Origin of the sequence: Bradyrhizobium sp. 45 (assembly GCF_023073155.1) — a bacterium.
Classification (GTDB): Bacteria; Pseudomonadota; Alphaproteobacteria; order Rhizobiales; family Xanthobacteraceae; genus Bradyrhizobium; species Bradyrhizobium canariense_D.
Genome location: NZ_JADPIX010000100.1, coordinates 119801 through 144334 on the forward strand (window position 1 = coordinate 119801; position 24534 = coordinate 144334).

Annotated in this window: 21 protein-coding genes and 2 pseudogenes; 14 read left to right on the forward strand and 9 right to left on the reverse strand. The window is 65.3% G+C overall.

What is annotated here, in order from left to right:
• Positions 1 to 49: 49 nt before the first annotated feature.
• Entirely contained in the window at positions 50 to 376 is a 327-nt protein-coding gene (locus IVB42_RS15515; RefSeq protein WP_007590607.1) for an NIPSNAP family protein, read from the reverse strand.
• Positions 377 to 572: 196 nt separating this feature from the next.
• Here IVB42_RS15515 and IVB42_RS15520 point away from each other — a divergent pair, with 196 nt between their 5' ends.
• The 3 genes from IVB42_RS15520 (at position 573) to IVB42_RS15530 (ending at position 3386) form a co-directional block, all read left to right on the forward strand.
• Positions 573 to 1247, forward strand: a complete 675-nt coding sequence (locus IVB42_RS15520) for a response regulator transcription factor (protein WP_085353237.1) — start codon at positions 573 to 575, stop codon at positions 1245 to 1247.
• On the forward strand, positions 1244 to 2620 hold the full coding sequence (locus IVB42_RS15525) for a HAMP domain-containing sensor histidine kinase (RefSeq protein WP_247296590.1): 1377 nt from the start codon (positions 1244 to 1246) through the stop codon (positions 2618 to 2620). The genes IVB42_RS15520 and IVB42_RS15525 overlap by 4 nt, the downstream gene beginning before the upstream one ends.
• A gap of 103 nt (positions 2621 to 2723) precedes the next feature.
• A complete protein-coding gene (locus IVB42_RS15530) occupies positions 2724 to 3386 on the forward strand; it encodes an rRNA adenine N-6-methyltransferase family protein (protein WP_247470551.1) in 663 nt (220 codons plus the stop codon).
• A gap of 4 nt (positions 3387 to 3390) precedes the next feature.
• Here IVB42_RS15530 and IVB42_RS15535 read toward each other — a convergent pair whose 3' ends face one another.
• From IVB42_RS15535 to tpiA, 3 genes are all read right to left on the reverse strand, one after another.
• Positions 3391 to 5022: a CTP synthase gene (locus tag IVB42_RS15535; protein WP_007590604.1), complete on the reverse strand. Its 1632-nt coding sequence runs from the start codon at positions 5020 to 5022 to the stop codon at positions 3391 to 3393.
• 166 nt (positions 5023 to 5188) lie between these two features.
• Positions 5189 to 5572, reverse strand: coding sequence for a preprotein translocase subunit SecG (secG, locus tag IVB42_RS15540; RefSeq protein ID WP_247296588.1), 384 nt, complete (start codon positions 5570 to 5572; stop codon positions 5189 to 5191).
• A gap of 157 nt (positions 5573 to 5729) precedes the next feature.
• Complete coding sequence (tpiA, locus tag IVB42_RS15545; RefSeq protein WP_085353242.1) at positions 5730 to 6488, reverse strand: triose-phosphate isomerase; 759 nt, start codon at positions 6486 to 6488, stop codon at positions 5730 to 5732.
• 223 nt (positions 6489 to 6711) lie between these two features.
• On the opposite strand from tpiA, the gene IVB42_RS15550 reads away from it, so the two are divergent.
• The 4 genes from IVB42_RS15550 to moaC are packed head-to-tail and all read left to right on the forward strand — an operon-like array spanning position 6712 to position 11011.
• A complete protein-coding gene (locus tag IVB42_RS15550; protein WP_247369909.1) occupies positions 6712 to 8610 on the forward strand; it encodes a peptidylprolyl isomerase in 1899 nt (632 codons plus the stop codon).
• Between the two features lie 14 nt (positions 8611 to 8624).
• Positions 8625 to 9638, forward strand: a complete 1014-nt coding sequence (gene trpD / locus IVB42_RS15555; protein ID WP_085362122.1) for an anthranilate phosphoribosyltransferase — start codon at positions 8625 to 8627, stop codon at positions 9636 to 9638.
• Between the two features lie 7 nt (positions 9639 to 9645).
• Positions 9646 to 10467, forward strand: a complete 822-nt coding sequence (gene trpC, locus IVB42_RS15560; protein ID WP_018458078.1) for an indole-3-glycerol phosphate synthase TrpC — start codon at positions 9646 to 9648, stop codon at positions 10465 to 10467.
• Position 10468: 1 nt separating this feature from the next.
• Entirely contained in the window at positions 10469 to 11011 is a 543-nt protein-coding gene (gene moaC, locus IVB42_RS15565) for a cyclic pyranopterin monophosphate synthase MoaC (protein ID WP_247296584.1), read from the forward strand.
• A gap of 9 nt (positions 11012 to 11020) precedes the next feature.
• On the opposite strand, the gene IVB42_RS15570 is transcribed toward moaC, so the two are convergent.
• On the reverse strand, positions 11021 to 11122 hold the full coding sequence (locus tag IVB42_RS15570; protein WP_085353576.1) for a Flp family type IVb pilin: 102 nt from the start codon (positions 11120 to 11122) through the stop codon (positions 11021 to 11023).
• 142 nt (positions 11123 to 11264) lie between these two features.
• Here IVB42_RS15570 and IVB42_RS15575 point away from each other — a divergent pair.
• Positions 11265 to 13996, forward strand: a pseudogene (locus IVB42_RS15575) (EAL domain-containing protein).
• Positions 13997 to 14273: 277 nt separating this feature from the next.
• On the opposite strand, the gene IVB42_RS15580 reads toward IVB42_RS15575, so the two are convergent.
• Positions 14274 to 15611, reverse strand: coding sequence for a S41 family peptidase (locus IVB42_RS15580; protein WP_026233497.1), 1338 nt, complete (start codon positions 15609 to 15611; stop codon positions 14274 to 14276).
• 303 nt (positions 15612 to 15914) lie between these two features.
• Between IVB42_RS15580 and IVB42_RS15585 the strand changes: the two genes are divergently transcribed.
• The 6 genes from IVB42_RS15585 to IVB42_RS15610 all read left to right on the forward strand — a co-directional run bounded on the left by IVB42_RS15585 (position 15915) and on the right by IVB42_RS15610 (position 21304).
• Entirely contained in the window at positions 15915 to 17048 is a 1134-nt protein-coding gene (locus IVB42_RS15585) for an alpha-hydroxy acid oxidase (protein ID WP_018458083.1), read from the forward strand.
• Positions 17049 to 17062: 14 nt separating this feature from the next.
• The gene (locus tag IVB42_RS15590) at positions 17063 to 17689 is read left to right on the forward strand and encodes an HAD family phosphatase (protein WP_085395035.1); all 627 of its coding nucleotides are present in this window, start codon (positions 17063 to 17065) and stop codon (positions 17687 to 17689) included.
• A gap of 167 nt (positions 17690 to 17856) precedes the next feature.
• Positions 17857 to 18048, forward strand: coding sequence for a hypothetical protein (locus tag IVB42_RS15595; RefSeq protein WP_026233498.1), 192 nt, complete (start codon positions 17857 to 17859; stop codon positions 18046 to 18048).
• A gap of 238 nt (positions 18049 to 18286) precedes the next feature.
• Positions 18287 to 19498 carry a gephyrin-like molybdotransferase Glp gene (gene glp / locus IVB42_RS15600; RefSeq protein ID WP_247397126.1) on the forward strand — a complete coding sequence of 404 codons (1212 nt, stop codon included), beginning with the start codon at positions 18287 to 18289 and terminating at the stop codon, positions 19496 to 19498.
• Positions 19499 to 19674: 176 nt separating this feature from the next.
• Positions 19675 to 20376 carry a transcriptional repressor LexA gene (gene lexA, locus IVB42_RS15605; RefSeq protein ID WP_026233499.1) on the forward strand — a complete coding sequence of 234 codons (702 nt, stop codon included), beginning with the start codon at positions 19675 to 19677 and terminating at the stop codon, positions 20374 to 20376.
• A 493-nt stretch (positions 20377 to 20869) separates the two neighbouring features.
• Positions 20870 to 21304, forward strand: a complete 435-nt coding sequence (locus IVB42_RS15610) for a hypothetical protein (protein WP_018458088.1) — start codon at positions 20870 to 20872, stop codon at positions 21302 to 21304.
• Between the two features lie 138 nt (positions 21305 to 21442).
• On the opposite strand, the pseudogene IVB42_RS15615 reads toward IVB42_RS15610, so the two are convergent.
• From IVB42_RS15615 to IVB42_RS15625, 3 genes and pseudogenes are all read right to left on the reverse strand, one after another.
• Positions 21443 to 23724: pseudogene (locus tag IVB42_RS15615) on the reverse strand (ComEC/Rec2 family competence protein).
• Positions 23725 to 23819: 95 nt separating this feature from the next.
• The gene (locus IVB42_RS15620; RefSeq protein WP_007610829.1) at positions 23820 to 24053 is read right to left on the reverse strand and encodes a DUF2171 domain-containing protein; all 234 of its coding nucleotides are present in this window, start codon (positions 24051 to 24053) and stop codon (positions 23820 to 23822) included.
• Positions 24054 to 24137: 84 nt separating this feature from the next.
• Positions 24138 to 24524 carry a nuclear transport factor 2 family protein gene (locus tag IVB42_RS15625; RefSeq protein ID WP_018458090.1) on the reverse strand — a complete coding sequence of 129 codons (387 nt, stop codon included), beginning with the start codon at positions 24522 to 24524 and terminating at the stop codon, positions 24138 to 24140.
• Between the last annotated feature and the right edge of the window lie 10 nt (positions 24525 to 24534).

Below are 24534 nucleotides of genomic sequence, written 5' to 3' on the forward strand. Positions count from 1 at the left end.
TATCAGGGTTGCGCCCAGGCTCTCCGCGACGCCCTCGCGCCGGCCGCCTCTACTTCACCGCCGAGAAGGCGGTCGGCGCCAGGATCTGGCTGACGATGTTGCCGACGATCTGGCCGTCCGCCTCGCTCTCGGCGCGCCCCTTCATCCAGTCCGGATCGGTCATGAAGGCGGCCCACTTCTTCTCGCGCTCGGCGAGCGACTCCCAGGCCAGGAAATAGGTCAGCTCCTGGTTGGATTCACCGATCAGCGTCGTGAAAAATCCGGCCTGCCTGATGCCGTGCTTTTCCCACACCTTCAGGGTGACGGTCTCGAACCGCTTGAGCAGTGCCGGCAGGCGGCCGGGCACGCAGCGATAGATGCGCATTTCGTAGATCATTCGTATTCCTCCCTGATCAGGTCCGGCGGTTATAACGGCCGGCCCCGACGGTGTCTTGAGGCCCGCTCAGCCGCCCCGGTAGCGTTCCGTGCATGGCTAGAGCCCGCTCAAGCCGCTTCATCGAGAGCGGGTTCCCGCAATGCTGCCGCAATGATACGGCCGCTAGAATGGCGCGATTGAGGTTGAGGTGCGGATCATGCGGATTTTGCTCGTCGAGGACGAGGCCGAAATGGCCGACGCGCTGGCGTCGGCGCTGAAGCGCTACGACATGGTCGTGGACCACGCCCCCACGCTTGCCGAGGCGGAAGAGGCCATTTCTGCCGACGTCCACGCCGCCGTCCTGCTCGATCGCCAGCTTCCCGATGGCGACGGTCTCACCCTGATCCCGAAACTGCGGGCGCGCGCCGACGGCGTGCCGATCATCGTGTTGACGGCGCGCGGCGAACTCGCCGACCGGGTCGCCGGCCTCGACTGCGGGGCGGATGATTATCTGTCAAAGCCGTTCGCGGTGGAGGAATTGCTGGCGCGACTGCGCGCCGTGCTGCGCCGGCCCGCCGGGCTGCATCCCGACATCATGCACGCCGGCCGCCTCGCCTTCGATTTCGGCCATCGCGAGGCAAGCATCGACGGGGCTCCGCTCGAGCTGCCGCGGCGCGAGCTCCTCGTGCTGGAAGCCCTGGTCCGCCGCATGGGCCGGACCGTGCTGCGCTCCGCGCTGGAAGAAGCCGTCTACAGTTTCGACGACGAGATCCAGTCGAATGCGCTCGATACGCACGTGTCGCGCCTGCGCCGCAAACTCTCGGAAGCCGATGCGCGCGTGGAGATCCACGGCATCCGCGGCGTCGGCTATCTCTTGAAGAAGCTGCCATGAGCAAGCACCACGAACCCTATTGCCTGCGCTCGCGGCTGAGCTGGCGCCTGCTGTCGCTCCAGGCGGTGCTGCTCACGGCGCTCGTTGCCGTCGTCGTCGGGGCATTGAGCGCGTCGGGATTCGTGATCGCCGGGCGCGACGAAGATCGCGTGATCGATATCGTCCAGCGCGCGCTCGGACGCGACGCGCAAGGCGACCTGGTCCTGCGGCCGACGACCGAGCTGAAACAATTGCGCAGCGAGACCCCCGATCTCTGGTTCCTGGTCCGCGACAGGCAGGGACATTCGCTCAGCGAAGGCGCCGTGCCGGCCGAATTCGCCGCCATCGGCAGCGGCCTCGACCAGATCAGCCAGGCCCGGCTCGGCTGGCAGCTGTTCGAGGACGATCCGCGCAAGCCCCCGGCGCGGCTGAAGCGGGTCGATACCGACGCCGGCAATGTGCAAATCATCACGGCGACGCAAGGCAAGCTCACGGGCGCCAAGGCGTTGATCATGACATCGCTTGCACTGCTCGGCATCGCCCTGCCTGGCCTGCTCCTCATGGGAACGGCGACGTTCATCGCCACGCCGATGATCGTGCGGCGCGCCTTCGAGGCGCTCGATGCGACGGCGGACCAGGCGCGGCACATCGACATCCATCAACGCGGCACGCGGCTGTCGCTGGACCGGATTCCGCTGGAAGTCGTGCCGCTCGTGACCGCGGTCAACGACGCGCTGGCGCGGCTAGACCAGGGCTATGCCCGCCACAAGCGCTTCGTCGCCGATGCCGCACACGAGTTGCGCACACCGATCGCGATCCTGAACACGCGGCTGGAGTCGCTTCCAGCGGGGCCGGACAAGACCCGGTTGCTGGAGGATTCCGCGCGCCTGGCAACGCTTGCCGAGCAGCTGCTGGACATTCAAAGGCTCGACCGCTGCGGCCATCCCTTCACGCGCGTCGACCTCGTCGCAATCGCGCAAAGCGCGGCCGCAGATCTTGCGCCGCTGGCCATTGCCGCCGGCTACGAGTTGGCGCTCGACGCCCCCTCCACGCCGGTCGAAACGATCGGCGATGCGGCGGCGCTGGAGCGCGCGCTGACCAACCTTGTGCAGAATGCGATCCAGCACGGCCCGCGCCGCGGCACCATAGGCATTCGTGTCAGCAGGCCCGCGAGCATCGAGGTCACGGACGAAGGCGCCGGCATTCCGGCCGATCAGCGCGAACAGATATTCGAACCGTTCTACCGGCTGACACCGCTCGATCGCGGTGCCGGCCTCGGTCTCAACATGGTGCGCGAGATCGTGCTCCTGCATGGCGGCCACATCTCGGTCGCGGACACAGCGATCGGCGGCGCGTGCTTCAGGATGTCACTGCCGCCCGTCCGGGAGAATTGACGCAATCGACAGGCGGCACGCAATGCTGTCGCAATGCACTCAAGCGATTGTTCGGCCGCCTCACCTCTGACCTGCGAGGCGCAACCAAGATGCCGGAGTGCGCATGCCCAACGATTTCCTCTCGTTCTTCCTGTCATGGATGTCAGCCCCGCGCCGCGTCGGCGCGATCGCGCCGTCAGGCGCGGCGCTGGCCGATCTCATCACCCGCGAGATCACCGCATCGACCGGCCCTGTTCTCGAGCTCGGCCCCGGCACCGGCGCGTTCACCTACAAGCTGCTCAAACGCGGCGTGCGCCAGCAGGACCTCACGCTGATCGAATACGGCTCCGACTTCATGAAGGTGCTCCAGATGCGTTTTCCGAACGCGCGCGTCTTGTGGATGGATGCAGGGCGGCTCGCAACGGAGCGCCTCTATGACGGCGCGCCCGTCGGCGCGGTCGTGAGCGGCCTGCCGCTGCTCAACATGTCGACGCGCAAGGTGGTCTCGATCGTCGGTGGCGCGTTCAGTCATGTCCGCCCCGGCGGCGCCTTCTACCAGTTCACCTACGACATGAGTTGTCCGATCCCGCGGCCCGTGCTCGACCGGCTGGGCTTGCGCGCAAAGCTGGTGGATCGTGCCCTGCTGAACGTGCCGCCGGCCGCCGTCTACAAGCTGACGCGACGGCCGCAGATGAAGCTCGTCACGGGATCGCTTGCGCCTGATACGTCAATGCCGGCCGCGCCGGAGCCGATGCATCTTGCAGGTGACTGCACCGCCACGCGCTGAGCGATTACACCAGGCGGCTCTGAACCATTGCCGCGCGAATGAACGACGCGAACAGCGGATGCGGCTCGAACGGTCGCGACTTCAGTTCCGGATGGAACTGGACGCCGATGAACCAGGGGTGATCCTCGTACTCGACGATCTCCGGCAGCACGCCGTCGGGCGACAGGCCCGAGAATTTCAGCCCGTGCTGCTCGAGGCGATCCTTATAGGCGGTGTTGACCTCGTAGCGATGGCGGTGGCGCTCGGAAATCTCGGTCGCGCCGCCATAGACTTCCGAAACGCGGCTGCCGCGATTGAGCGCCGCGGGATAGGCGCCCAAGCGCATCGTGCCGCCGAGATCGCCGGCGTTGGTGCGCTTCTCGAGCTCGTTGCCGCGCAGCCATTCCGTCATCAGGCCGACCAGGGGCTCCTTGGTCGGGCCGAACTCGGTGGAGTTGGCCTCCTCGATCCCGACGAGATTCCGAGCTGCCTCGATCACCGCCATCTGCATGCCGAAGCAGATGCCGAAATACGGCACGTCGCGCTCGCGCGCGAACTGCGCCGCGCGGATCTTGCCTTCGGCGCCGCGCTGGCCGAAGCCGCCGGGCACCAGAATGCCGTTGACGTGCTCGAGGAACGGCGCGGGATCTTCCTTCTCGAAGATCTCGCTTTCGATCCAGTCGAGATTGACCTTCACCTTGTTGGCGATGCCGCCATGGGAGAGCGCCTCGATCAGCGACTTATACGCATCCTTCATGCCGGTATACTTACCAACGATGGCGATGGTGACGTTGCCCTCGGGATTGCGGATGCGCTCGTTGATCTGCTGCCAGCTCCGCAGCTCCGGCGGAATCCGCGAGCCGATGCCGAAGGCGGCAAGCACTTCGTCGTCGAGGCCTGCGGCGTGGTAAGCCTGAGGGACAGCGTAGATGCTGTCGGCGTCGCGCGCCTCGATGACGGCGCTCTCGCGCACGTTACAGAACAGCCCGAGCTTGCGCCGTTCCTCCTTCGGGATCTCGCGATCGGTACGGCAGAGCAGGATGTCCGGCTGGATGCCGATCGAGCGCAGCTCCTTGACGGAGTGCTGCGTCGGCTTTGTCTTCAGCTCACCGGCGCTCGGGATGTAAGGCAGCAGCGTCAAATGAATGTAGATGGCGTGATCGCGCGGCAACTCGTTCTTGAGCTGGCGGATCGCCTCGAAGAACGGCAGGCCCTCGATGTCGCCGACGGTGCCACCGATCTCGACCAGCACGAAGTCGTAATCGTCGTTGCCGTCGAGGACGAAATCCTTGATGGCGTTGGTGACATGCGGAACCACCTGGATGGTCGCGCCGAGATAATCGCCGCGCCGCTCCTTGGAGATGATGTCCTGATAAATGCGCCCGGTCGTGATGTTGTCGGCCTTAGTCGCCGGCCGCCCGGTGAAGCGCTCATAGTGACCGAGATCGAGGTCGGTCTCCGCGCCGTCATCGGTCACGAACACTTCGCCGTGCTGATACGGCGACATCGTTCCGGGATCGAGATTGAGATAGGGGTCAAGCTTGCGGAGGCGGACCTTGTAGCCCCGAGCTTGCAACAGGGCACCGAGTGCCGCTGAAGCCAGACCCTTGCCGAGCGAAGAAACCACGCCGCCGGTGATGAATATGTACCGCGCCATGGGGCTTAACCTCTAATCCCTCGAATTCGATTCGCCAAAGCGATTCGTATTCCGCCCCAAACATTTTGCGGGGCTGTGGGTGAGCCAGAACTGAGAGTGGTGACAGAGCCTTGATAGGGATTGTTGATCCAGGACGGTAGAAGCCGCCCTGCATGGCCCCCCTGTTTTATTGCGAACGCGGTACCTGCGGGCCGCTCGGTGCCGGAGCCTGCTGCTCGTCGGCCTTCTTCAGCGAATCCAGGATGCCACCCGAGGTCGGCGGCGCGATCGGTCCGCCACCGGCCGGCTGTGTCTGCGACGCCGGCGCACCGATGATCGACGACGGCTTGCGGTCGTAGCCGGCATACCAGGACAGGAACAGGCTGGTGAGGAAGAAGCCGACGGCCAGAATCGCGGTGGTCCGCGTCAGAAGGTTCGCCGTGCCGCGGCTCGACATGAAGCCTGCGCCGCCTCCCATGCCGAGGCCCCCGCCTTCCGACTTCTGGAGCAGGACGGCGCCGATCATAACGGTGACGATCATGAGGTGAATGACGATGACAACGGTCTGCATAGTGTCCTTCCGTCACAAGCCGACAGCGCCGAGACGGCGGCCAATCGTGCTTCGCGGGGTTTTCCTGAAGTTGCGCGGTGTTACACGATCGGACGGGGCATTGCCACCCCCGATCAGCCCCGGACCAGTGGTTTGAACCAGCCAGGGACGGCCCTGCCTAATTAGGGCAGCCCTGCGCAATCGCAAGGAAATCGGCCGCCTTCAGGCTGGCCCCGCCGACCAGCGCGCCATTGACGTTCTTCACGGCCATCAGCTCGGCCGCGTTCGAGGGCTTGACCGAGCCGCCATAGAGAATGCGCATCCCGGCGCCGTCGGCCTTGAACCTGGAGGTCAGGAATTCCCGGATAAAGCCATGAATCTGCTCGACATCCCGAGACGTCGGGGTCAGGCCGGTGCCGATCGCCCAGACCGGCTCATAGGCCACGACCAGATTGGCGGAGGTCGAGCCATCCGGCAGCGAGCCGGTGAGCTGGCCGCGCAGGATATCCAGGGTCTGGCCCGCATCGCGCTGGCCCTGCGTCTCTCCGATACAGACGATCGCCGTCACCCCGGCGCGCCAGGCGGCCTCAGCCTTCTGCCGGATCAGGGCATCGCCCTCGCCATGGTCGGCGCGGCGCTCGGAATGGCCGACGATGACGGCGGTCGCACCCGAATCCGCTAGCATTTCGGCGGCGATGTCGCCGGTATGGGCGCCCGAGGCTTTGGGGTGGCAATCCTGGGCCCCCACCGCGACCTTCTTGCCGCGTGCCTTCTCGGCAAAGGCAGCGATCAGGGTCGCCGGCGGGCAAACCAGCAGCTCGGCTTTGCCGGCCACCTCTGCCGCGCCATTGAGCATGGCGTCGAATTCGGCAGTCGAGGCCTTGAGGCCGTTCATTTTCCAGTTGCCGGCGATCAGGGGGCGGATGGCATCGGTCATGTCAAATTCCAGCAAAATTTGGTTTGTTCATGCGCTAGCAGAGGTCCAGTGGCAGTTCCAGAGACCAGGGGCTTTTAACCGCAGGGATCGAAAGCCTGCTAGACCCGAGGTTGCGGGGGGAAAGCCACCACTTTATGATGATTGATCAATTTGGTGACGCGCTTTTGCGGAATCTGCATTAAGACGCGCTCCCATTCCCCTCCTGCCAAACAAGTTGGACCAAATGCTTCGAGGAATGCGCAAGGCCTCATCAAACTGGCTCGGCAAGACCATTATGGCCATTGTGATGGGCGTGCTGATCATCAGTTTCGGCGTTTGGGGCATTGCCGACATCTTCAAGGGCTTTGGGCAGTCCACCGTGGCCAAGGTCGGCGGCACCGAGATTTCGTTGAACGAGTTCCGCCAGATTTACACTGATCGCCTCCAGCAGATCAGCCGCCAGTTCGGCCGGCCGCTGTCGCCTGAGCAGGCGCGCGCCTTCGGCCTCGACCGTCAGGTGCTCCAGCAGACGATCGCGGAAGCCGCCCTCGACGAAGAGGCGCGCCGGCTCGGGCTCGGCCAGTCCGACGACCAGATCCGCCAGCTCATCATGAACGACCCGAACTTCAAGGGCGTCGGCGGCAACTTCGATTCGAACCGCTTTCAGTCCGTGATCCGCAATTTCGGCTATACCGAGCAGCGCTACGTTTCGGAGCAGCGCAAGGTCTCACTGCGTCGGCAGATCACCGGCACGATCGGTGCCGGCCTCGAGCCGCCGAAGGCGATGCTCGACGTGCTGACGCGCTTCCAGAACGAGCAGCGCGCCATTGAATTCGTCAGGCTCGACGCAGCTCAGGCAGGCACCATCGACGCGCCATCGCCGGAGGCGCTCGCCGCCTATTTCGAGGATCACAAGGTCCAGTTCCGCGCGCCCGAATATCGCAAGATCGCGTTCGTCGTGATCTCGCCGGAGGAGATCGGCAAGTGGAGCGAGGTGTCGGACGAGGACGCCAAGAAAGCATTCGACCAGCGCAAGGACCGGCTCGGCACGCCGGAGAAGCGCCAGATCCAGCAGATCGTATTCCCCAACGCCGCCGAGGCGCAGGCCGCACGCGAGCGGCTCACCAGCGGGACGTCGTTCGAGGACCTCGGCAAGGAGCGCGGACTGAGCGCGTCTGACGTCGATCTCGGGCTCGTGACCAAATCCTCGCTCGATCCCGCAGTTGGAGACGCTGTCTTCGCGCTTCCCGCCGGTGAAATCAGCCAGCCGATCCAGGGCCGTCTCGGCACGTCGATCGTCAAGGTCGAAAAGATCGAGCCGGGCACTGAGGCGAACTACGCGAGCGTTGCCGCCGACATCAAGCGCGAGATCGCCACCGAGCGTGCGCGCGTCAAGGTCGCCGATCTCCGCGACAAGATGGAAGACGAGCGCGGCGGCGGTGCCAGCGTGATCGACGCGGCGCAGAAGCTCGGCCTCACCGCCGTGACCATCGACGCCGTCGACCGTTCCGGCCGCGCGCCGAGCGGCCAGCCGGTCTCCGGCATTCCGCAGGGCCTCGACGTGGTGTCGCAGGCCTTTAACACCGATGTCGGCGTCGACAACGACTCGATCTCGTTCAAGGGCGGCTATGTCTGGTACGACGTGCTTGCCATCACGCCCTCGCGCGACCGCAATCTCGACGAGGTTCGCGACCAGGTCGAGGTGCGCTGGCGCCAGGACCAGATCGCGACCAAGCTGAAGGCCAAGGCGACCGAGATGGTGCAGAAGCTCGAATCTGGCGGCAAGCTCGCCGACGAAGCAGCCGCGATCGGCGCCAAGGTCGAGACCGCCACCGGCTTCAAGCGGGACGACTCGCCCGCCAGCGTGCCCGCGGCCATCGTGTCGGCCGCCTTCCGCGTCGCCAAGGACGGCGTCGGGCAGACGGCAGTGACCGGCGGCACCGAGGTGATCGTGTTCCGCGTTACCGAGATCATCGATCCCACCGTCGATGCCGCTTCCGATGCGGTCAAGAAGCTGAAGGACAGTCTCGACCGCGCGCAGACCGAGGAGCAGGTCGCGTCCTACGTCAACAAGCTTGAAACCGACATCGGGACCACGATTAATCAGGCCGCCTTCGCGCAGGTGACCGGCGCGAACCAGTGAGTTGAAAGCACGCGATGGACGACCTGAAATCGATCATTGGAAAAGTGGCGACCGGCGCCAGCCTGTCGCGTGACGAAGCGGCTTCCGCCTTCGACGCCGTGATGTCCGGCGAGGCTACGCCCTCGCAAATGGGCGGCCTGCTGATGGCGTTGCGGGTACGCGGCGAGACCGTGGACGAGATCACCGGCGCGGTCTCGGCCATGCGCTCCAAGATGCTCACGGTCGATGCGCCCGCGGACGCCGTCGACATTGTCGGCACCGGCGGCGACGGCTCCGGCTCGGTCAATGTCTCGACCTGTGCCTCCTTCATCGTTTCGGGCGCCGGTCTGCCGGTGGCCAAGCACGGCAACCGCGCGCTATCGTCGCGTTCGGGCGCTGCCGACGTGCTGGCTTCGCTCGGGGTGAAGATCGATCTGAGGCCGGAGCAGGTCGGCCGCTGCATACGCGAATGCGGCATCGGCTTCATGTTCGCGCCCGCCCATCATCCCGCCATGAAGAACGTCGGCCCGACCCGGGTGGAGCTTGCGACACGCACGATCTTCAACCTGCTCGGTCCGTTGTCCAATCCGGCCGGTGTGAAGCGGCAGATGGTCGGCGTGTTCTCCCGGCAATGGGTGCAGCCGCTGGCGCAAGTGCTCAAGAACCTCGGCTCCGAATCCGCCTGGGTCGTGCACGGTTCAGACGGCCTCGACGAAATCACCCTCACCGGCCCGACCTTCGTCTCCGCGCTCCACAATGGCGAGATCCGGAATTTCGAGGTGACGCCGGAGGACGCGGGCCTGCCGCGCTGCGAGGCCGGTGCACTCAAAGGCGGCGACGCCGACGCCAACGCTATCGCCTTGCAGGGCGTGCTCGACGGCAAACCGAGCCCCTACCGTGACGTCGCGCTGATCAACGCCGCTGCCGCATTGGTCGTGGCGGGGCGTGCCGGGGATCTCAAGGAAGGTGTCGTGATCGGCGCAAAATCACTCGACAGCGGCGCGGCGCGCGCGCGGCTGAAACATTTGATCGCGGTCTCGAACGGCTGAGCCTGACATGTCGGACATCTTGACCAAGATCGAAGCCTACAAGCGCGAAGAAATCGCTGCGGCCAAGCGCGCGCAGCCGCTGTCGGCGGTAGAGGCGAAGGCCAAGGCGCAAGCAGCACCGCGCGGCTTCCTGCGCGCGATCAAGGCCAAGCACGCCAATGGCGACTACGCGCTGATCGCGGAGGTCAAGAAGGCGTCGCCGTCAAAGGGCCTGATCCGCGCCGATTTCGATCCGCCGCTGTTGGCCAGGGCCTATGAGGCCGGCGGCGCTGCCTGCCTGTCCGTGCTGACGGACACGCCCTCGTTCCAGGGCCATCTCGACTTCATGGTGGCGGCCCGCGCGGCAACGTCACTGCCGGTGCTGCGCAAGGATTTCATGTTCGACATCTATCAGGTGGCGGAGGCCCGCGCGCACGGCGCCGACTGCATCCTGATCATCATGGCGGCGCTCGATGATGCCGCGGCCAAGGAGCTCGAGGATGCCGCCATCGCCCACGGCATGGACGTGCTGATCGAGATCCACGACCGCGCCGAGCTTGACCGCGCGCTGAAGCTGCGTTCGCCGATGATCGGCGTCAACAATCGCAATTTGCGCACCTTCGAAACCACGCTTGCGACCAGCGAAACATTGGCGCCGCTGATCCCCGGCGACCGGCTGATGGTCGGCGAGAGCGGCATCTTCACGCCCGCCGATCTCGCCCGGCTCGAGCGCGTCGGCATGTCGACCTTCCTGGTCGGCGAGAGCCTGATGCGGCAAGCCGATGTTACCGCTGCGACGCGCACATTGCTGGCGCGCGAGACGACGGCGCGCGCGACGGGCACGCGCTGACATGGCCCGCAAGCCGACCGCGACGAAACCAGCCAAGTCCGAGTCCAAGACCCAGTCCAAGACCAAGACCGGCCCTGCCCTCACCCATATCGGCGCCTCCGGCGAGGCGCGGATGGTTGACGTGTCGGACAAGCCCGCCAGCGAGCGGCTCGCGGTCGCGGAAGGACGCGTCGTCATGACCAGGGCGACGCTTGACCTGATCGTGTCCGGCAACGCCAAGAAGGGCGACGTGCTCGGCACCGCCCGCATCGCCGGCATCATGGCCGCCAAGCGCACCGCGGAGCTGATCCCGCTCTGCCATCCGCTCGCGCTGTCGAAGGTGACGGTCGAGATCGAGCCAGACGCAACGCTGCCGGGCTGCCTCGTCCGCGCCAGCGTGAAGGTCACGGGCCCGACCGGCGTCGAGATGGAAGCGCTCACCGCCGTCTCGGTCGCCTGCCTCACCATCTACGACATGATCAAGGCGGTGGAGCGCGGCGTGCGCATCGAAGGCATCCATCTGGTCGAGAAGCTCGGCGGCAAGTCCGGCCATTACCGCGTCTGATTGCGGCTGCTACTTCAACGACGCGCTGATCGACCCGAATTTTGAATTGAGCTTGCTGCCCAGGCCGTCCACCACGGCGACGATCGCGAGCGCAATCAGCCCATACTCGATCGCATATTGATTGCTTTTGCGAGGGTCCCTTCACGGCCCATTAACCCAGCTTGCTAACTTCGCCTCCACTCCGTTCCCGTAAACCAACGGATGTTTCCGGGGCCAAGAATTGACCCTGGCGTGTGCACGACAACGATCGATCATGATGACGGGATTCGGCAGTCGCCTTTTTGACCAGGCCTTCGTGCGCAGCGGACCGATCCGCTGGCTGGTGGTGGGCGGCACGCTGTTGATCGCTGCGATCGCCGTCGGCGCGACGCTGATGGCGCAGAATTTCCGCGAACGTGCGCTGCGCAGCTCCGGGCGCGAGCTGGAAAACACCGTGCTGATGCTGGCCCATCATTTCGACCAGCAATTGCAGGATTTCGCGGTCATCCAGAAGGATTTCGTCGACTACGTCCGCGCAAGCGGCATCACCAGTGCGGCGGACTATCGCAAGCGCCTCGCCGGCCAGGACCTCCACCGGATGCTGCGTTCGAAGATCGAGCACTGCCCTACATGGGCGGCGTCAATATCATAGATGCCGAAGGCAATTTGATCAATTCGTCGGCGGCATGGCCGGCCCCGAACGTGAACGTTGCCGATCGCGCCTATTTCCAGACCTTCCGGTACGATCCCGACGCTCCCGACGTCCTGATCGAGCCACTCTACAGTCGCATCTCCGGCGCATGGACCATCCTGATCGTGCGCAAGGTCGTCGGACCGAACGGCGAATTCATGGGTGTGGTCGGACGCGGCATCGAGCCGGCAAACTTCGAAAAATTCTTCGAGTCAGCCGTGCTCGGCGAAAGCACGACGATCTCGATGCTGCACCGGGACGGCACGATGCTCGCCCGTTATCCCCATTCCAGTGAATTGATGGGACGGAATTTCAAGAACGGTCCGTTCGCGCATCAAAGGGTTTTCGGGCTCGACCATTTTACCGGCCGCTTCATGAGCCCCGTCGACGGCGAGGACCGGCTGATTTCCTCACATGCCCTGCCTCACTTCCCGATCCTGATGATGGCCACCACGACGCGCGCGACGGCCCTGACGGACTGGCGCGAGCAGATCGGCATCCTGATCTCGGTCGCGGCCTCTTCCGCGCTCGCCATCGCGGGCGTGTTGATCGCGATCGTTCGCAAGCTCCTGGAGCAGCATCGTCTTTCGCGGGAACGGCTGACGCTGGAAAAGCAGCGTCTCGACCGCGCCGTCAACAACATGACCCAGGGCCTGCTGCTGTTCGACGCCTCGCAGCAGCTCGTGATCTGCAATCAGCGCTACATCGAGATGTACGGGCTGTCGGCCGAAATCGTGAGACCCGGCTGCAGCTTTCACGACATCATTGCACACCGCAAAGCCACCGGCTCGTTCACCGGCGATGCGGACCAGTATGTCGCACGGGTCCTGCGCGACGTCCACGTGCGCAATTCCATGGTGGTCGAGACCTCCGACGGTCGCTCGATCCAGATCGTGAACGAACCGCTCACGGACGGCGGCTGGGTGGCGACGCATGAGGACATCACGGAGCGCCGGCGTATCGAGGAGCGCATCACCCATCTCGCTCATTACGACGCACTGACCGACCTGCCCAACCGCACCATGTTCCACGAGCATCTGCGTCAGGAACTCGATCTCGTCGCCGGCGGCGAACAACTCGCGGTGCACTACATCGACATCGACGAGTTCAAGGGCGTCAACGACGCGCTCGGGCATCTCGTCGGCGACGAGCTCCTGAAGTCGGTCGCGCAGAGCCTCCACCGCTGTGCGGGGCCGGCGGACTTCGTGGCGCGCCTCGGCGGCGACGAATTTGCCATCGTCCAGAGCGCGGTGACATCGCCGGATCAGGTCAGCGAGCTCGTCGCGCGGGTGTTTGAGGCCATCCGGGCGCCGTTCGACTGCATGGGGCATCATCTTGCCACCGACGCCAGCATCGGCATCGCGCTGGCGCCGCAACATGGAACGGCGCTGGACCAGATCCTGAAGAACGCGGACATGGCGATGTACGCCGCCAAAGCCGCGGGGCGCCGCACCTATCGCTTTTTCGAGTCGGAGATGGACGCCAAGATCCACGAGCGGCGGCAGCTCGAGATCGACCTGCGCCACGCCATCGCTCAAGGCGGGCTCGAAGGCGGCCTCGAGGTGTATTACCAGCCCTGCCTCAGCCTGAAGGTCGACCGCATCACCGGCTGCGAGGCGCTGGTGCGCTGGCGCCATCCCGAGCGCGGCATGGTCTCGCCGGCGGAGTTCATTCCGATCGCCGAGGACACCGGCCTGATCAACGAGATCGGCGAATGGGTGCTGGCGACCGCCTGCCGGGACGCGGCGAACTGGCCTGACGACATCCGCCTCGCCGTCAACGTCTCGCCGGTGCAATTCAAGAGCGGCACGCTGGCGCTGAAGATCATGGCGGCGCTTGCCGCCTCCAATTTGTCGGCGAGCCGGCTCGAGCTCGAAATCACCGAGGCGGTGCTGATCCGCGACGACGACACGGCGCTTGCGATCCTGCATCAACTCCGCGCCATCGGCGTCCGCATCGCGCTGGACGATTTCGGCACCGGCTACTCCTCGCTGAGCTATCTGCACCGCTTCCCGTTCGACAAGATCAAGATCGACCGCTGCTTCGTCAACGACATCGCCGGCCCCGACGGCTCCGCCAGCATCGTGCAGGCGGTCGTCAATCTCGCGGCCGCCCGCCGCATGACCACCACGGCCGAGGGCGTCGAGACCGAGGAGCAGCAGCGGTTGCTGCGCGCGCTCGGCTGCTCCGAGATGCAGGGCTATCTGTTCAGCGCCGCAAAGCCCGCCGACAAGGTGCTGGAGCTGTTCGCAGCTCATCGCAGCCGTCTCGCCCGGCGCGGCGGCAACGAAGGCCGCCGCCGCGAGGCAAGCTAGTTCGGACCTCGTGGTCGGCGCAGCGGCATTCCCAGAAGCTCTCCTCGATACACACGACGCAGGTGTCGCGGAGGTCATGCAATTGCTGGAGTTGCGGGTTCATCCCGGCGGCGAGGTCTGGTCGAGCGCGACCGCGCCCGCCGCTGGGCCGAGCGCGATGACTGCTACGAGGCCACCTTCGCGGCCATGAACCCGAGCTGACACAGCGTCCCGAAACAAGTTCGCCCGGGAACGGCTATCCGCTCCCGGGCGATCAACACCTTACCGTCGCGAGCGCCTAGTTCGGCACCGCAGCCTTCGACGCCGGCTTGGCGGCGACCGCATTCGCGGTTTGGCCGTGCAGGAAGTCGTAGGCCGTATGCAGGGCCTTGTCGTCTTTCGCTTCCGGTGGGACATAGGACTGCGATCCGGTCTGCTCGGTGCCGTCGGCTGCCTGGAGATGACCGCGCATCTGGGACTCCGCCATGGTGTCCATCCGGCCCTTCAGCTCGGGCGGCACGTCTTGGAGGATCTCGATGTCGGGCGCGATGCCCTGGGCCTGGATCGAGCGGCCCGAGGGCGTGTAGTAGCGCGCCGTGGTCAGCGCCAGCGCGCCGTTGCCGGTGCCGAGCGGAATGATGGTCTGCACCGAGCCCTTGCCGAACGAGCGCGTGCCGATCAGCGTCGCGCGCTTGTGGTCATGCAGCGCGCCGGCCACGATTTCCGAGGCTGAGGCGGAGCCGCCGTTGACGAGAACCACCAGCGGCTTGCCCTTGGTGAGGTCGCCACCATGGGCGGTAAAGCGCTGGGTCTCTTCCGGATTGCGGCCGCGGGTCGAGACGACCTCGCCACGCTGCAGGAACGCGCTCGACACCGACACGGCCTGGTCGAGCAATCCGCCCGGATTGTTGCGCAGGTCCATCACGTAGCCTACCAGCTTCTCCGGCGGAACCTCCTTGGTGATCGATGCGATCGCCTTCTTCAGGCCATCGGTGGTCTGCTCGTTGAACGAGGTGACGCGGATATAGCCGATATCCCCGTTCTCGACGTGGAAGCGCACGGGACGCACATGGATGATCTCGCGCTTGATCGCGACGTCGAGCGGGGCGTCGGCGCCCTTGCGCACGATCGTGAGCTTGGTCTGGGTCTCGACCGGCCCCTTCATCTTGTTGACGGCCTGCTCGAGCGTCATGCCCTGCACGGCATCGCCGTCGATCTTGCTGATGAGGTCGCCCGACATGATGCCGGCCTTGGATGCCGGCGTGTCGTCGATCGGCGAGACGACCTTGACCAGCCCCTCCTCCATCGTGACCTCAATGCCGAGCCCGCCGAACTCGCCGGAGGTGGTCTCCTGCATCTCGGTCCAGGCCTTGTCGTTCATGTAGCGCGAGTGCGGATCGAGCGAGGTCACCATGCCGGTGATCGCGCCTTCGATCAGTTTGGCATTGTCAGGCTTCTCGACATAGCTCGCCTTCACCCGCTCGAACACTTCGCCGAACAGATTGAGCTTGGAATAGGCGTCATCCGCGCTCGCTGCCGCCCGTGCCGCCCAAACGCCGCCGTGCGGACTGGCTACCAAAAGGGTCAGACACGCTCCGGTGAGCGCGCCCAGTGGAAACAGCAGGGTTTTCCGCATGGATAGGCTGGCCTTTTTGCTTCGCGGTTCGGTGGGCTGGGAGCCGCCATGCAAATGGCGATCCAGCCTGCTTCTCACAATACCATTCTGGTTTCTTCAAGGCCGGGATGCCACGCCGGCGGGTACACCGTAAAAATCGGTTGGTCCGGACCTAAACTTTCGGCAACGTTGCAGGACCGGTTCGTGCGCAGCGGGGGTCGGCCGGCCGGCCCGCGCCTCGCAGCCATGCCATTTTAGGATGGTTTTGGCGCCCCGGACGGGTTAGGCGATCAGGGAAGGCTTCAAATTCTCGGGAGGATAACAATGAACGAAGCACCCCGCATCCAACCGGAAAGGAACGTCGAGCTCGGCGCCAGCACCGAGCCGTTCCAGAATCTGCATGAATTCATCCGGAAAGCCCGCGCCAACCTCAACCAGAATGCATGGGACTATATCGTCGGCGCGGCCGAGACCGAGACCACGATGCGTCGCAACCGCATGGCGCTGGACGAGATCGCTTTCCGCCCGCGCGTGCTGCGCGATGTTCGCAAGGTTACAGGTTCGGTCGAACAGTTCGGCCGCAAGATGCGCCTGCCCGTGGTCCTCGCCCCGGTCGGCGCGCTCGAGATCTTCGATCCGGATGGTGCGGCGAGCGTGGCACGCGCCTGCGGCACTTTCGGTGCGGCGCACATGCTCAGTTCGGTGTCCGAGCCCGGCCTAGAAAAGACCGCCGAAGCTGCGTCCGACGCGCTGCGGCTCTACCAGCTCTATGTGCGCGGCGATGACGCCTTCGTCGCCGACGTCGTCAGCCGGGCCGAGAAGAACGCCTACGCCGCCTTCTGCCTGACCGTCGACACCGCCCACTACAGCCGCCGCGAACGTGACATCGCCAAGCGCTACGTTCGCGAGAGCCGCTTGCGCGCCACCGGGGGCGATTACCAGAAGGGTCTGGAGTGGCGGACGGTGAAGATGATCAAGGACAAGTTCAAGATCCCGCTGATCCTCAAGGGCATCGCGACGCCGGAGGACGCGCTGATCGCGATCGATCACGGCGTCGAATGGATCTACGTCTCCAACCATGGCGGCCGTCAGCTCGATCACGGTCGCGGCGCCATGCACGTGCTGCCCGAGATCGTCGACGCCGTGAACGGCCGCGCCAAGATCATGGTCGATGGCGGTGTCTGTCGCGGCACCGACATCGTCAAGGCGATCGCGGCGGGCGCCGACCTCGTCGGCATCGGCCGGCTGCAATGCTGGGCGCTGGCGGCGGCCGGCGAAGCCGGCGTGGCGCGCATGCTGGAACTGCTCGAGGACGAAGTGCTGCGCTGCCTCGGCCTCTTGGGTGCGACCTCGTTCGCCGAGGTCAACAAATCCTGCCTGCACCAGGCGACCGCAACCAACGCGCCGAGTGTGTTCAGCGCGTTTCCGCTGTTCGACCACGAGCCGTATCGATACTGAGTGAAAGGACGCAGGTGACATCGCTCTCTCCCGGCAGCGCGGATGCGCTCCTGTTCGATCTCGGCCGCGTCGTGCTCGATATCGATTTCTCCAAGGCGATCGCCTGCTGGGCGGGACATGCCGGCTGCAAGCCCGAAGCCATCGTCGCGCGCTATGTGCGGGACAGCGAAGCCTATCGGTTGCACGAGATGGGGAAGATCAGCGATGAGGACTATTTCGCCTCATTGCGAGCCTCGCTCGGAATCGGCATTTCGGATGCGCAGTTCCTGGAAGGCTGGAACGCGATTTTCGCCGGCGAAATGCCTGACATCGCCGAGCTGCTGCCGCGCGCAGCGAAACAGATGCCGCTCTATGCTTTCTCCAACACCAACCGGCCGCACGTGGACCATTTCTCGAGGGAATATGCCGACCTCCTCGGCCATTTCCGCGAGCTGTATTTGTCGTCCAGCATCGGCCTGCGCAAACCGGATGCGGAGGCCTTCGACCACGTCGTTGCGGCGATCGGCGTGCCCGCCGGGCGCATCGTGTTCTTCGACGATCTTGCCGAAAACATCGAGGGAGCGCGCGCGCGCGGCTTGACGGCGGTGCATGTGACCTCGCCGCGTGACGTCGGGAACGCATTGAAGGCATTGGGCATTTGACGACGGTCCGTTGTCGCGAAACCCACGACGGCACGGCCCGACGGACCAATTTTGAAAAATTGAGGAACCGGATCACTTTGTACATTTTTATACAGAGTTCCGGGAACGGAATACCGCCTTCCGGACTCTTAGAGTCCGTCGGGACTTCTACGGACGGATGCATCATCGTGCTGGGCAAAACCTACCTCACCAAGCAGGCCTCTCTTCTTCTTGAATTCGCGAGGACAACTTCAGATTCGGACCTTTCCGCCAAGCTTGTGAGCAAGGCCGCCGACCTGAAATCCCAAGCCGACCCGCTGCCCGACAAGGATCAGGGATCCAAGGCGCCCGACGTAACTCCCGGGCAGGCAGGGAGCTGATCGATTCAGGCCATGGCGCGTTCTCGCCTTGCCATGATTTTCGTCGCTTCCATGACCACTCTCCTGCCGATCTGTGACCTCCTTCGGATCATGCCGCGACGCGCTTGATCCTGCCTTCCGGAACAATGTGAAGGGGCGGGATGACTGTGCCTGCTCAGCCGCTTTTGCCTCTGCGCCTGCGCTCGGCTAGAAGACGTGCGGAACATTCGCCCGAACGTGCCGAGCAGGAGTTTTCGCCGTGGCCTTGATGCCGGTTTCTGACGCGCTTGCCGCGGTGCTGGCGGGTGCAGAGCCGCTGCCGGAAGAAATGATTTCCCTCGACGAGGCCTACCATCGCGTGCTCGCGCGTGACGTCGTGGCGCGGCGCACGCAGCCGCCGCAAGCGATGTCGGCGATGGACGGCTACGCGGTGCGCGCGGCCGACGCCGCGACGATCGATTCGGAGCTCACCGTCATCGGCGAAGTCGCAGCGGGCCGACCGTTCGAGGGGACGGTCGGAGCCGGCGAGGCCGTGCGGATCTTCACCGGCGGCGTCGTTCCCTTTGGCGCGGACGCCGTCGTGATCCAGGAGGACACGGTCGCCGCCGGCAAGCGCATCACGATCAAGGAAGCCGCGATCGCCGGCCGGCACATCCGCCCCGCCGGCGTCGATTTCCGCGAGGGCGACGTGCTCCTGCGCAAGGGAAGCCGTCTGACCGAGCGAGACCTCGCGCTCGCCGCCGGGATGAATCATCCGCACCTTGCCGTTGTCAGGCGTCCGAAGGTCGCGATTCTCGCCACCGGCGACGAGCTGGTGATGCCGGGCACCACGCCCGGCCACGGCCAGATCGTCTATTCCAACGGCTACGCCCTGCACGCGCTCGCCCGCAGCGAGGGCGCCGAGACCATCGACCTCGGTATTGCCGCCGACACGCTCGAGGCCACCACCGCCGGCATCCGCCGCGCCCGCGAGAGCGGCGCCGACGTCCTGATCACGACCGGCGGCGCATCGGTCGGCGACCACGATCTGGTCCAGCAGGCACTGCGGGACGAAGGCATCGCGATGGCGTTCTGGAAGATCGCGATGCGGCCAGGCAAGCCGATGATGCACGGGCGACTCGGCGCAATGGGTGTGATCGGCCTGCCGGGCAATCCCGTATCGTCCTACGTGTGCGCTTTCCTGTTCATGGTGCCGCTGATTCGCGCCCTGTCGGGCCGTTCAGTGATTCACCATCGCCATGAACGCGCCGTGCTCGGCCGCGACGTCGGCGCCAACGACCAGCGCGAGGACTATCTGCGCGCGCATCTTGAGGAGCGTGACGATGGCACACGCGTCGTTGTTCCCGTCAATCATCAGGACTCTTCGCTGCTTGCGAATCTCGCTGCAGCACAGGTACTTCTCGTCCGCGCACCATTCGCGCCGAAGGCCGAAGCCGGCACGGCTTGCGAAGTGTTGCGGCTCCCCGTCTGAGCGCCCCCGCAACGCGCGTTCCGCGCACTTTGCTCTGTTCACGGTAAATTAAGCAGTTGCGGAACATGTATCGAACATATAGTGTCTGTTCATGATTTGTTTCGAGCATGCAGCGGCTTATGGCCGAATTCAGCGTCTCGGAATCGGACGACATCAACCGGGGGACTTTGGTCGAGATGTTAACGCGCAAACAATACGAGCTTCTGCGGTTCATCAGTGAACGTCTGAAGGAAAGCGGCGTGCCGCCCTCCTTCGACGAGATGAAGGATGCGCTCGATCTGCGCTCGAAGTCGGGCATCCATCGCCTGATCACGGCGCTCGAGGAGCGTGGCTTCATCCGACGCCTGCCCAACCGCGCCCGTGCGATTGAAGTCATCAAGCTGCCGGAGCTCCAGGCAGCCGCTGGCAGCCGCCGCGGCTTCACGCCGAGCGTCATCGAGGGCAATCTCGGCAAGGTGCGTGCGAGCGCGAGCCTGCCCGCTGACGAGGGCGAACGTCCCGTCGCGGTGCCGGTGATGGGCCGCATCGCGGCCGGCACGCCGATCGAGGCGTTGCAGACCCGCAGCCATACTATCAGCGTACCGCCTGACATGCTCGGCTCGGGCGAGCATTACGCGCTGGAAGTGCGCGGCGACTCGATGGTCGAAGCCGGCATTCTCGACGGCGACATGGCCCTGATCCAGCGCAACGAGAGCGCCGATACCGGCGACATCGTGGTGGCGCTGATCGACGACGAGGAAGCGACGCTGAAGCGCTTCCGCCGTCGCGGCGCCTCGATCGCGCTCGAGCCCGCCAACGCGGCCTATGAGGTCCGCATCCTGCCGCCCAACCGGGTGAAGATTCAGGGCAAGCTGATCGGGCTTTACCGGAAGTACTGATACCGGGAGTCTTTCTATCGGCAGTACTTCATATCGGAAGCACTTCATGCCGGAGGTGCTTGGCGCCTCGCGCGCTTCCGATCGGCATCGCCGGTCAGAGATTGGAGCGGATCATCGTCCGCTCCGGCTGGATAGCCTTTCTGGTTCTGCACAGACTATCCGGCCCCTCCTCCAACGCTGGCTCCTCGCCACGCCGACGAAGCAGCACCGCTTCAAGCAGCACCGCTTCGCGGCTCGGTTGTTCGAGGAAACAGCGACCAGCGGTCAAGTTCGGCCGTTGCAGCCAAGTTGGCAATGTTCGCGTACGCGCCTCCCGAATGCATCGCGGCGAGCTTTGTTCCTATTGAATTCGGGAAAGATAATGTGATCGCGGCTTGCGGAAGCCAGCCGCAGATTTGCCCACAACCAAGCACAGCGTTCGTGCTTCCACTCTGATAGAGGCCTGCGCCTCGATAAGAGACGCGGGTTGCTATCCCAGCATGAGGAGCACCCGATGTGTGACTACAGCCTACATGCCGTCGCGTCGCGCCCCGCCGAAGTCGGCGAGACGATCGTCACGACAAGCTTCCGCGGCACCTCGACGCGCGGCTTCGCCTCTGCAGCCGATCCGTCCGTCGCCGTCTGCCTGCTGCCGGGGACGGAGCTCGCCTTCGCCGACGACGTCCGCTACGACAATCGCTGGATCTGGACGCGCACCATCAATTCCCGCGTCGGCAAGTTCGGCAAGATCGATCCGCACGTTCCCGACCGCCATCATGATGCGATCGAATTCCCCGACGGCAAATACGTGCTGGTGACGCAGCTCGTCGAAGGCCAGCGCGCGACGGTGCTGCAACTGCCGGTGACTCAGTCGGTCACCGAGCGCGAGCACAAGGCGCAGATCACCGCCGACAGGCAGCCGACCGTCACGCACCTGCCGATCGGCTGACAGAGCCGCCCTCCGGCTACGAGGTCGGAGGTCAGGATTGAATCGCCATCGCCGGCCGTGGCCGGCGAGATGGTGTGGTTTGCGCCCCGCGAATCCGAACGGACGCACCGAACCACTGCGTTGCTCCGCACCATCAGATCAATCGTCGGCTTGCAGGTCGGTGTCCGCCGGCGTTGCGTCCTTGATGCGAGGCGCGGTCGACTTTGGCGCGAGGCTGCCGTCGAAATCACCCTCGCCGGCGCCGGCCGGCAACCAGGGGCGGCTCGTGCCTCTCGCCCTCACTGCCTGAACCACAAAACCGTCACCACGCTGCGTCAGCGCCAGCGCGCTCTGGCTGGCGAGCCGCTGCCGATCGACCACCATCGCCGCGCAATCGGGCGGCGCGGGACGAGTCGTCACCACCAGGGCGGCCCGACTGCAATCGTCTGCGAGAGCGTCGACGCGCAGTGCCAGCGCGACCAGCCTCCCGTCGGCCAGTGGCGTCACGCAGCCGGATTCGTCGCAGGACACGCCATCGGCAAGCGAGGCTCTGCCCGCATCGCGCGGATCGGCGTCGGCAGCGAGCCATTCCTTGAGCAGAAAGCCGTCCTTGTTCGTCCTGATCAGGTGCAGATATCCGTCCCTGCCCCGCACCGCGACGCTCGCGCCATCCCCGGCAATCAGGATGTCGGGCTGCCGCGCCGACAGTCCCCAGAGGATCGCTGCCAGCAGCACCAGGGCGCCGGACCAGCGCAGCGGCGTGCGCAACAAGCCGAGCACAATGATTCCCAGGCTCGCCGCGATCAGCGGCGCGATCCCGAACGCCGGGATGCGGCCCACCGCGCCCGGCAAGGCCGCGACCCAGCGCGAGACCGCGACCATCCACTCGATGCCAATCCCCATCAGCCACCAGAACACGCTGTCCAGCCCGAACGGCGCAGCAAGCAGCCCCAACAGCCCCGCCGGCATCACCAGCGCAGAGACCACGGGCATCGCGCCGAGATTGGCGAGCACGCCGAACGGCGTGACACGGTGGAAATGAAAGGCGGCATAGGGCGTGGTCGCAAGTCCCGCAATCAGCGAAGCCATGAACAGCATCGCAATCTCGCGCCCACCCCACATCGCAATGCGCGCAGTCGCCGAATTGTCCGGCGAGGCAAACAAATTGGGCATGCCGATTTGCACCAGTGCGACCAAGCCGAGCGTTGCCGCAAACGACATCTGAAAACTCGGATGCACCAGCGCTTCCGGCGCGACCGCCAGCACGATCAGCGCAGCCACAGCAAGCGTGCGGAAGGTGATGGCGCGGCGATCGACCATCACCGCGATCAGCACCACCGCCGTCATGAAGAACGACCTTTGCGTGGCGACCTCCGCGCCCGACAGCAGCAGGTAGAACGCAGCGGCGACCAGCGCGGCGGCGGCCGACCATTTCTTGATGGCGAAGCCGGCTGCCAGTCCGGGGATCAGAGCGAGCAGCGCGCGCACCGCGAAGAACACGACGCCGGCAACGACGGCCATGTGATAACCGGAGATCGAGAGCACGTGGCCGAGGCCGGAGATGAACATCGCATCGTTGACGGGCGTGGTGATCGCATCGCGCCGCCCGGTGAGCAGCGCGGTCGCGATCGCCCGATTGTCGCCGTCGAGCGTCGCCCGGATGCGGGCATCGATCGCATCGCGCAGGCCTTGCATGAAGGCCGCGTAACGCAGCCGTAAGCCGCCGGTCTCAGGCGGCGACGCCACCGTGATGGCGCCCATCGCGAAGCCGGAGGCGCCGATGCCCTGGAAGAACATGTCACGCGAAAAGTCGTAGCTGCCGGGCCGCACCGGCGCGAGTGGCGGCATCAGCCGTGCCTTCAGCTGAACGAAGCTACCGACCTCCGGCGCGGTGCCCTTGCGGACCGACAGGCGCACGCGCTCGAGCCTGACGTCGCTGCGCTGCGCCTCCATCGCCGTGACGCGCAGCACGAAACGATCGGTACGCTCGCGGATGTCGCGAGCCTCGACGAAGCCCGACAACGACACCGAATAGAGCGCCCTTGCCAGCACCGGGTGGGCGATGCGCGCCGTCTTCCAGGTTGCGACGGCAAAGCCGGCCGCGACCGCCGCGATCATGATGGCCGGGGCGAACAGCCGGCTCCGCCGCAACAGAGCCGCGCCAAGCAGGAGCGCGATGGCGGTCGTGGCAACGACCCACAGCACCGGCTCATGATCGGCAGAGAAATAAAGCGCGATGCCGCAGCCAAACGCGACGGGCACCCACGGCAACAGCCGCCCGGCGCCCGCCTCGGCGCGCGCAGCCAGGCGCGGAGGGTCTCGGCCAGCGATGTCCAGAGGTCGAGGCCTGCAGGCGCGAGGCCGCCCGCGGACGCGGCGCGGCCCGCGGGCCACGTCCCCGCGATCCCCTGCGATCGTACCGGCCGGCCCGGCTCCGCCATTCCCTGCACTCGATGATACGCAACGAAGCCAGAAGCTACCGGAACGTGCAGGTGGGCGGATAGCGGTACGGATCAGGAACGAAGGGGCGCGGCCGCTACTTTTCCTCTTCCATCGTCACGGCCACATCCGCCTTGGCCGACAGCCTGACCTTGTTGCCCTCGATATCGGCGACGAGACCCTTGTCGATGAAGTGATGATGGCCCTTGTGGCTGCCCTCGCCGCTGTCCTTCTTGGTCAGCTTGATGCGATTGCCTTCGACCTTGTCGACGGTGCCGATGTGGACGCCGTCGGCGCCGATCACTTCCATATGCTCTGCGATGTTCTGCATGGTGGGTTCCTTGTTGGACCCACCCCAACGCGCGGGGAGCACGTTCGTTCTCTCACGAGAATGACGAAGCCGTGTGCCCGCTCGTCAGATCAGCGGCGCCTGCGACGAAGCATGGTGATTGACGATCTTCCACTCGCCGTCCTCGCGCATGATGACCCAGCTCATCTTGACCGAGAAATCGGGGCGTTCGCCGGCGAGATCGAACGAGATGGTCGCGGCCATATTGATCAGATCAGGACCTGCCTGCGCCGCCGTCACCTCGGAAAACACCGCGCTCGGCTTGCGCCAGCGCGGCAGGCCGTTGAAATAGTCTGCGACGCCGGCCCTGCCCCGGTAGAGCTTTGGGTTGGAGCCGAAGAAGAAGGCATTCCTCGCATAGAGCGATGAGAGCGCGGCCGCATCGAGCGTGGCGAAGCCGGCGCGCCATTTCGCGATGATGCCGGAAACGATAGCGTCGGCTTCGTTGCTCATTGTGGTCTCG

Excerpts from the sequence above, each read along its gene's own strand:
- IVB42_RS15515 (WP_007590607.1), bottom strand. The coding sequence starts at position 376 with ATGATCTACGAAATGCGCATCTATCGCTGCGTGCCCGGCCGCCTGCCG.
- IVB42_RS15520 (WP_085353237.1), top strand. The coding sequence starts at position 573 with ATGCGGATTTTGCTCGTCGAGGACGAGGCCGAAATGGCCGACGCGCTG.
- IVB42_RS15525 (WP_247296590.1), top strand. The coding sequence starts at position 1,244 with ATGAGCAAGCACCACGAACCCTATTGCCTGCGCTCGCGGCTGAGCTGG.
- IVB42_RS15530 (WP_247470551.1), top strand. The coding sequence starts at position 2,724 with ATGCCCAACGATTTCCTCTCGTTCTTCCTGTCATGGATGTCAGCCCCG.
- IVB42_RS15535 (WP_007590604.1), bottom strand. The coding sequence starts at position 5,022 with ATGGCGCGGTACATATTCATCACCGGCGGCGTGGTTTCTTCGCTCGGC.
- secG (WP_247296588.1), bottom strand. The coding sequence starts at position 5,572 with ATGCAGACCGTTGTCATCGTCATTCACCTCATGATCGTCACCGTTATG.
- tpiA (WP_085353242.1), bottom strand. The coding sequence starts at position 6,488 with ATGACCGATGCCATCCGCCCCCTGATCGCCGGCAACTGGAAAATGAAC.
- IVB42_RS15550 (WP_247369909.1), top strand. The coding sequence starts at position 6,712 with ATGCTTCGAGGAATGCGCAAGGCCTCATCAAACTGGCTCGGCAAGACC.
- trpD (WP_085362122.1), top strand. The coding sequence starts at position 8,625 with ATGGACGACCTGAAATCGATCATTGGAAAAGTGGCGACCGGCGCCAGC.
- trpC (WP_018458078.1), top strand. The coding sequence starts at position 9,646 with ATGTCGGACATCTTGACCAAGATCGAAGCCTACAAGCGCGAAGAAATC.
- moaC (WP_247296584.1), top strand. The coding sequence starts at position 10,469 with ATGGCCCGCAAGCCGACCGCGACGAAACCAGCCAAGTCCGAGTCCAAG.
- IVB42_RS15580 (WP_026233497.1), bottom strand. The coding sequence starts at position 15,611 with ATGCGGAAAACCCTGCTGTTTCCACTGGGCGCGCTCACCGGAGCGTGT.
- IVB42_RS15585 (WP_018458083.1), top strand. The coding sequence starts at position 15,915 with ATGAACGAAGCACCCCGCATCCAACCGGAAAGGAACGTCGAGCTCGGC.
- lexA (WP_026233499.1), top strand. The coding sequence starts at position 19,675 with ATGTTAACGCGCAAACAATACGAGCTTCTGCGGTTCATCAGTGAACGT.
- IVB42_RS15610 (WP_018458088.1), top strand. The coding sequence starts at position 20,870 with ATGTGTGACTACAGCCTACATGCCGTCGCGTCGCGCCCCGCCGAAGTC.
- IVB42_RS15620 (WP_007610829.1), bottom strand. The coding sequence starts at position 24,053 with ATGCAGAACATCGCAGAGCATATGGAAGTGATCGGCGCCGACGGCGTC.
- IVB42_RS15625 (WP_018458090.1), bottom strand. The coding sequence starts at position 24,524 with ATGAGCAACGAAGCCGACGCTATCGTTTCCGGCATCATCGCGAAATGG.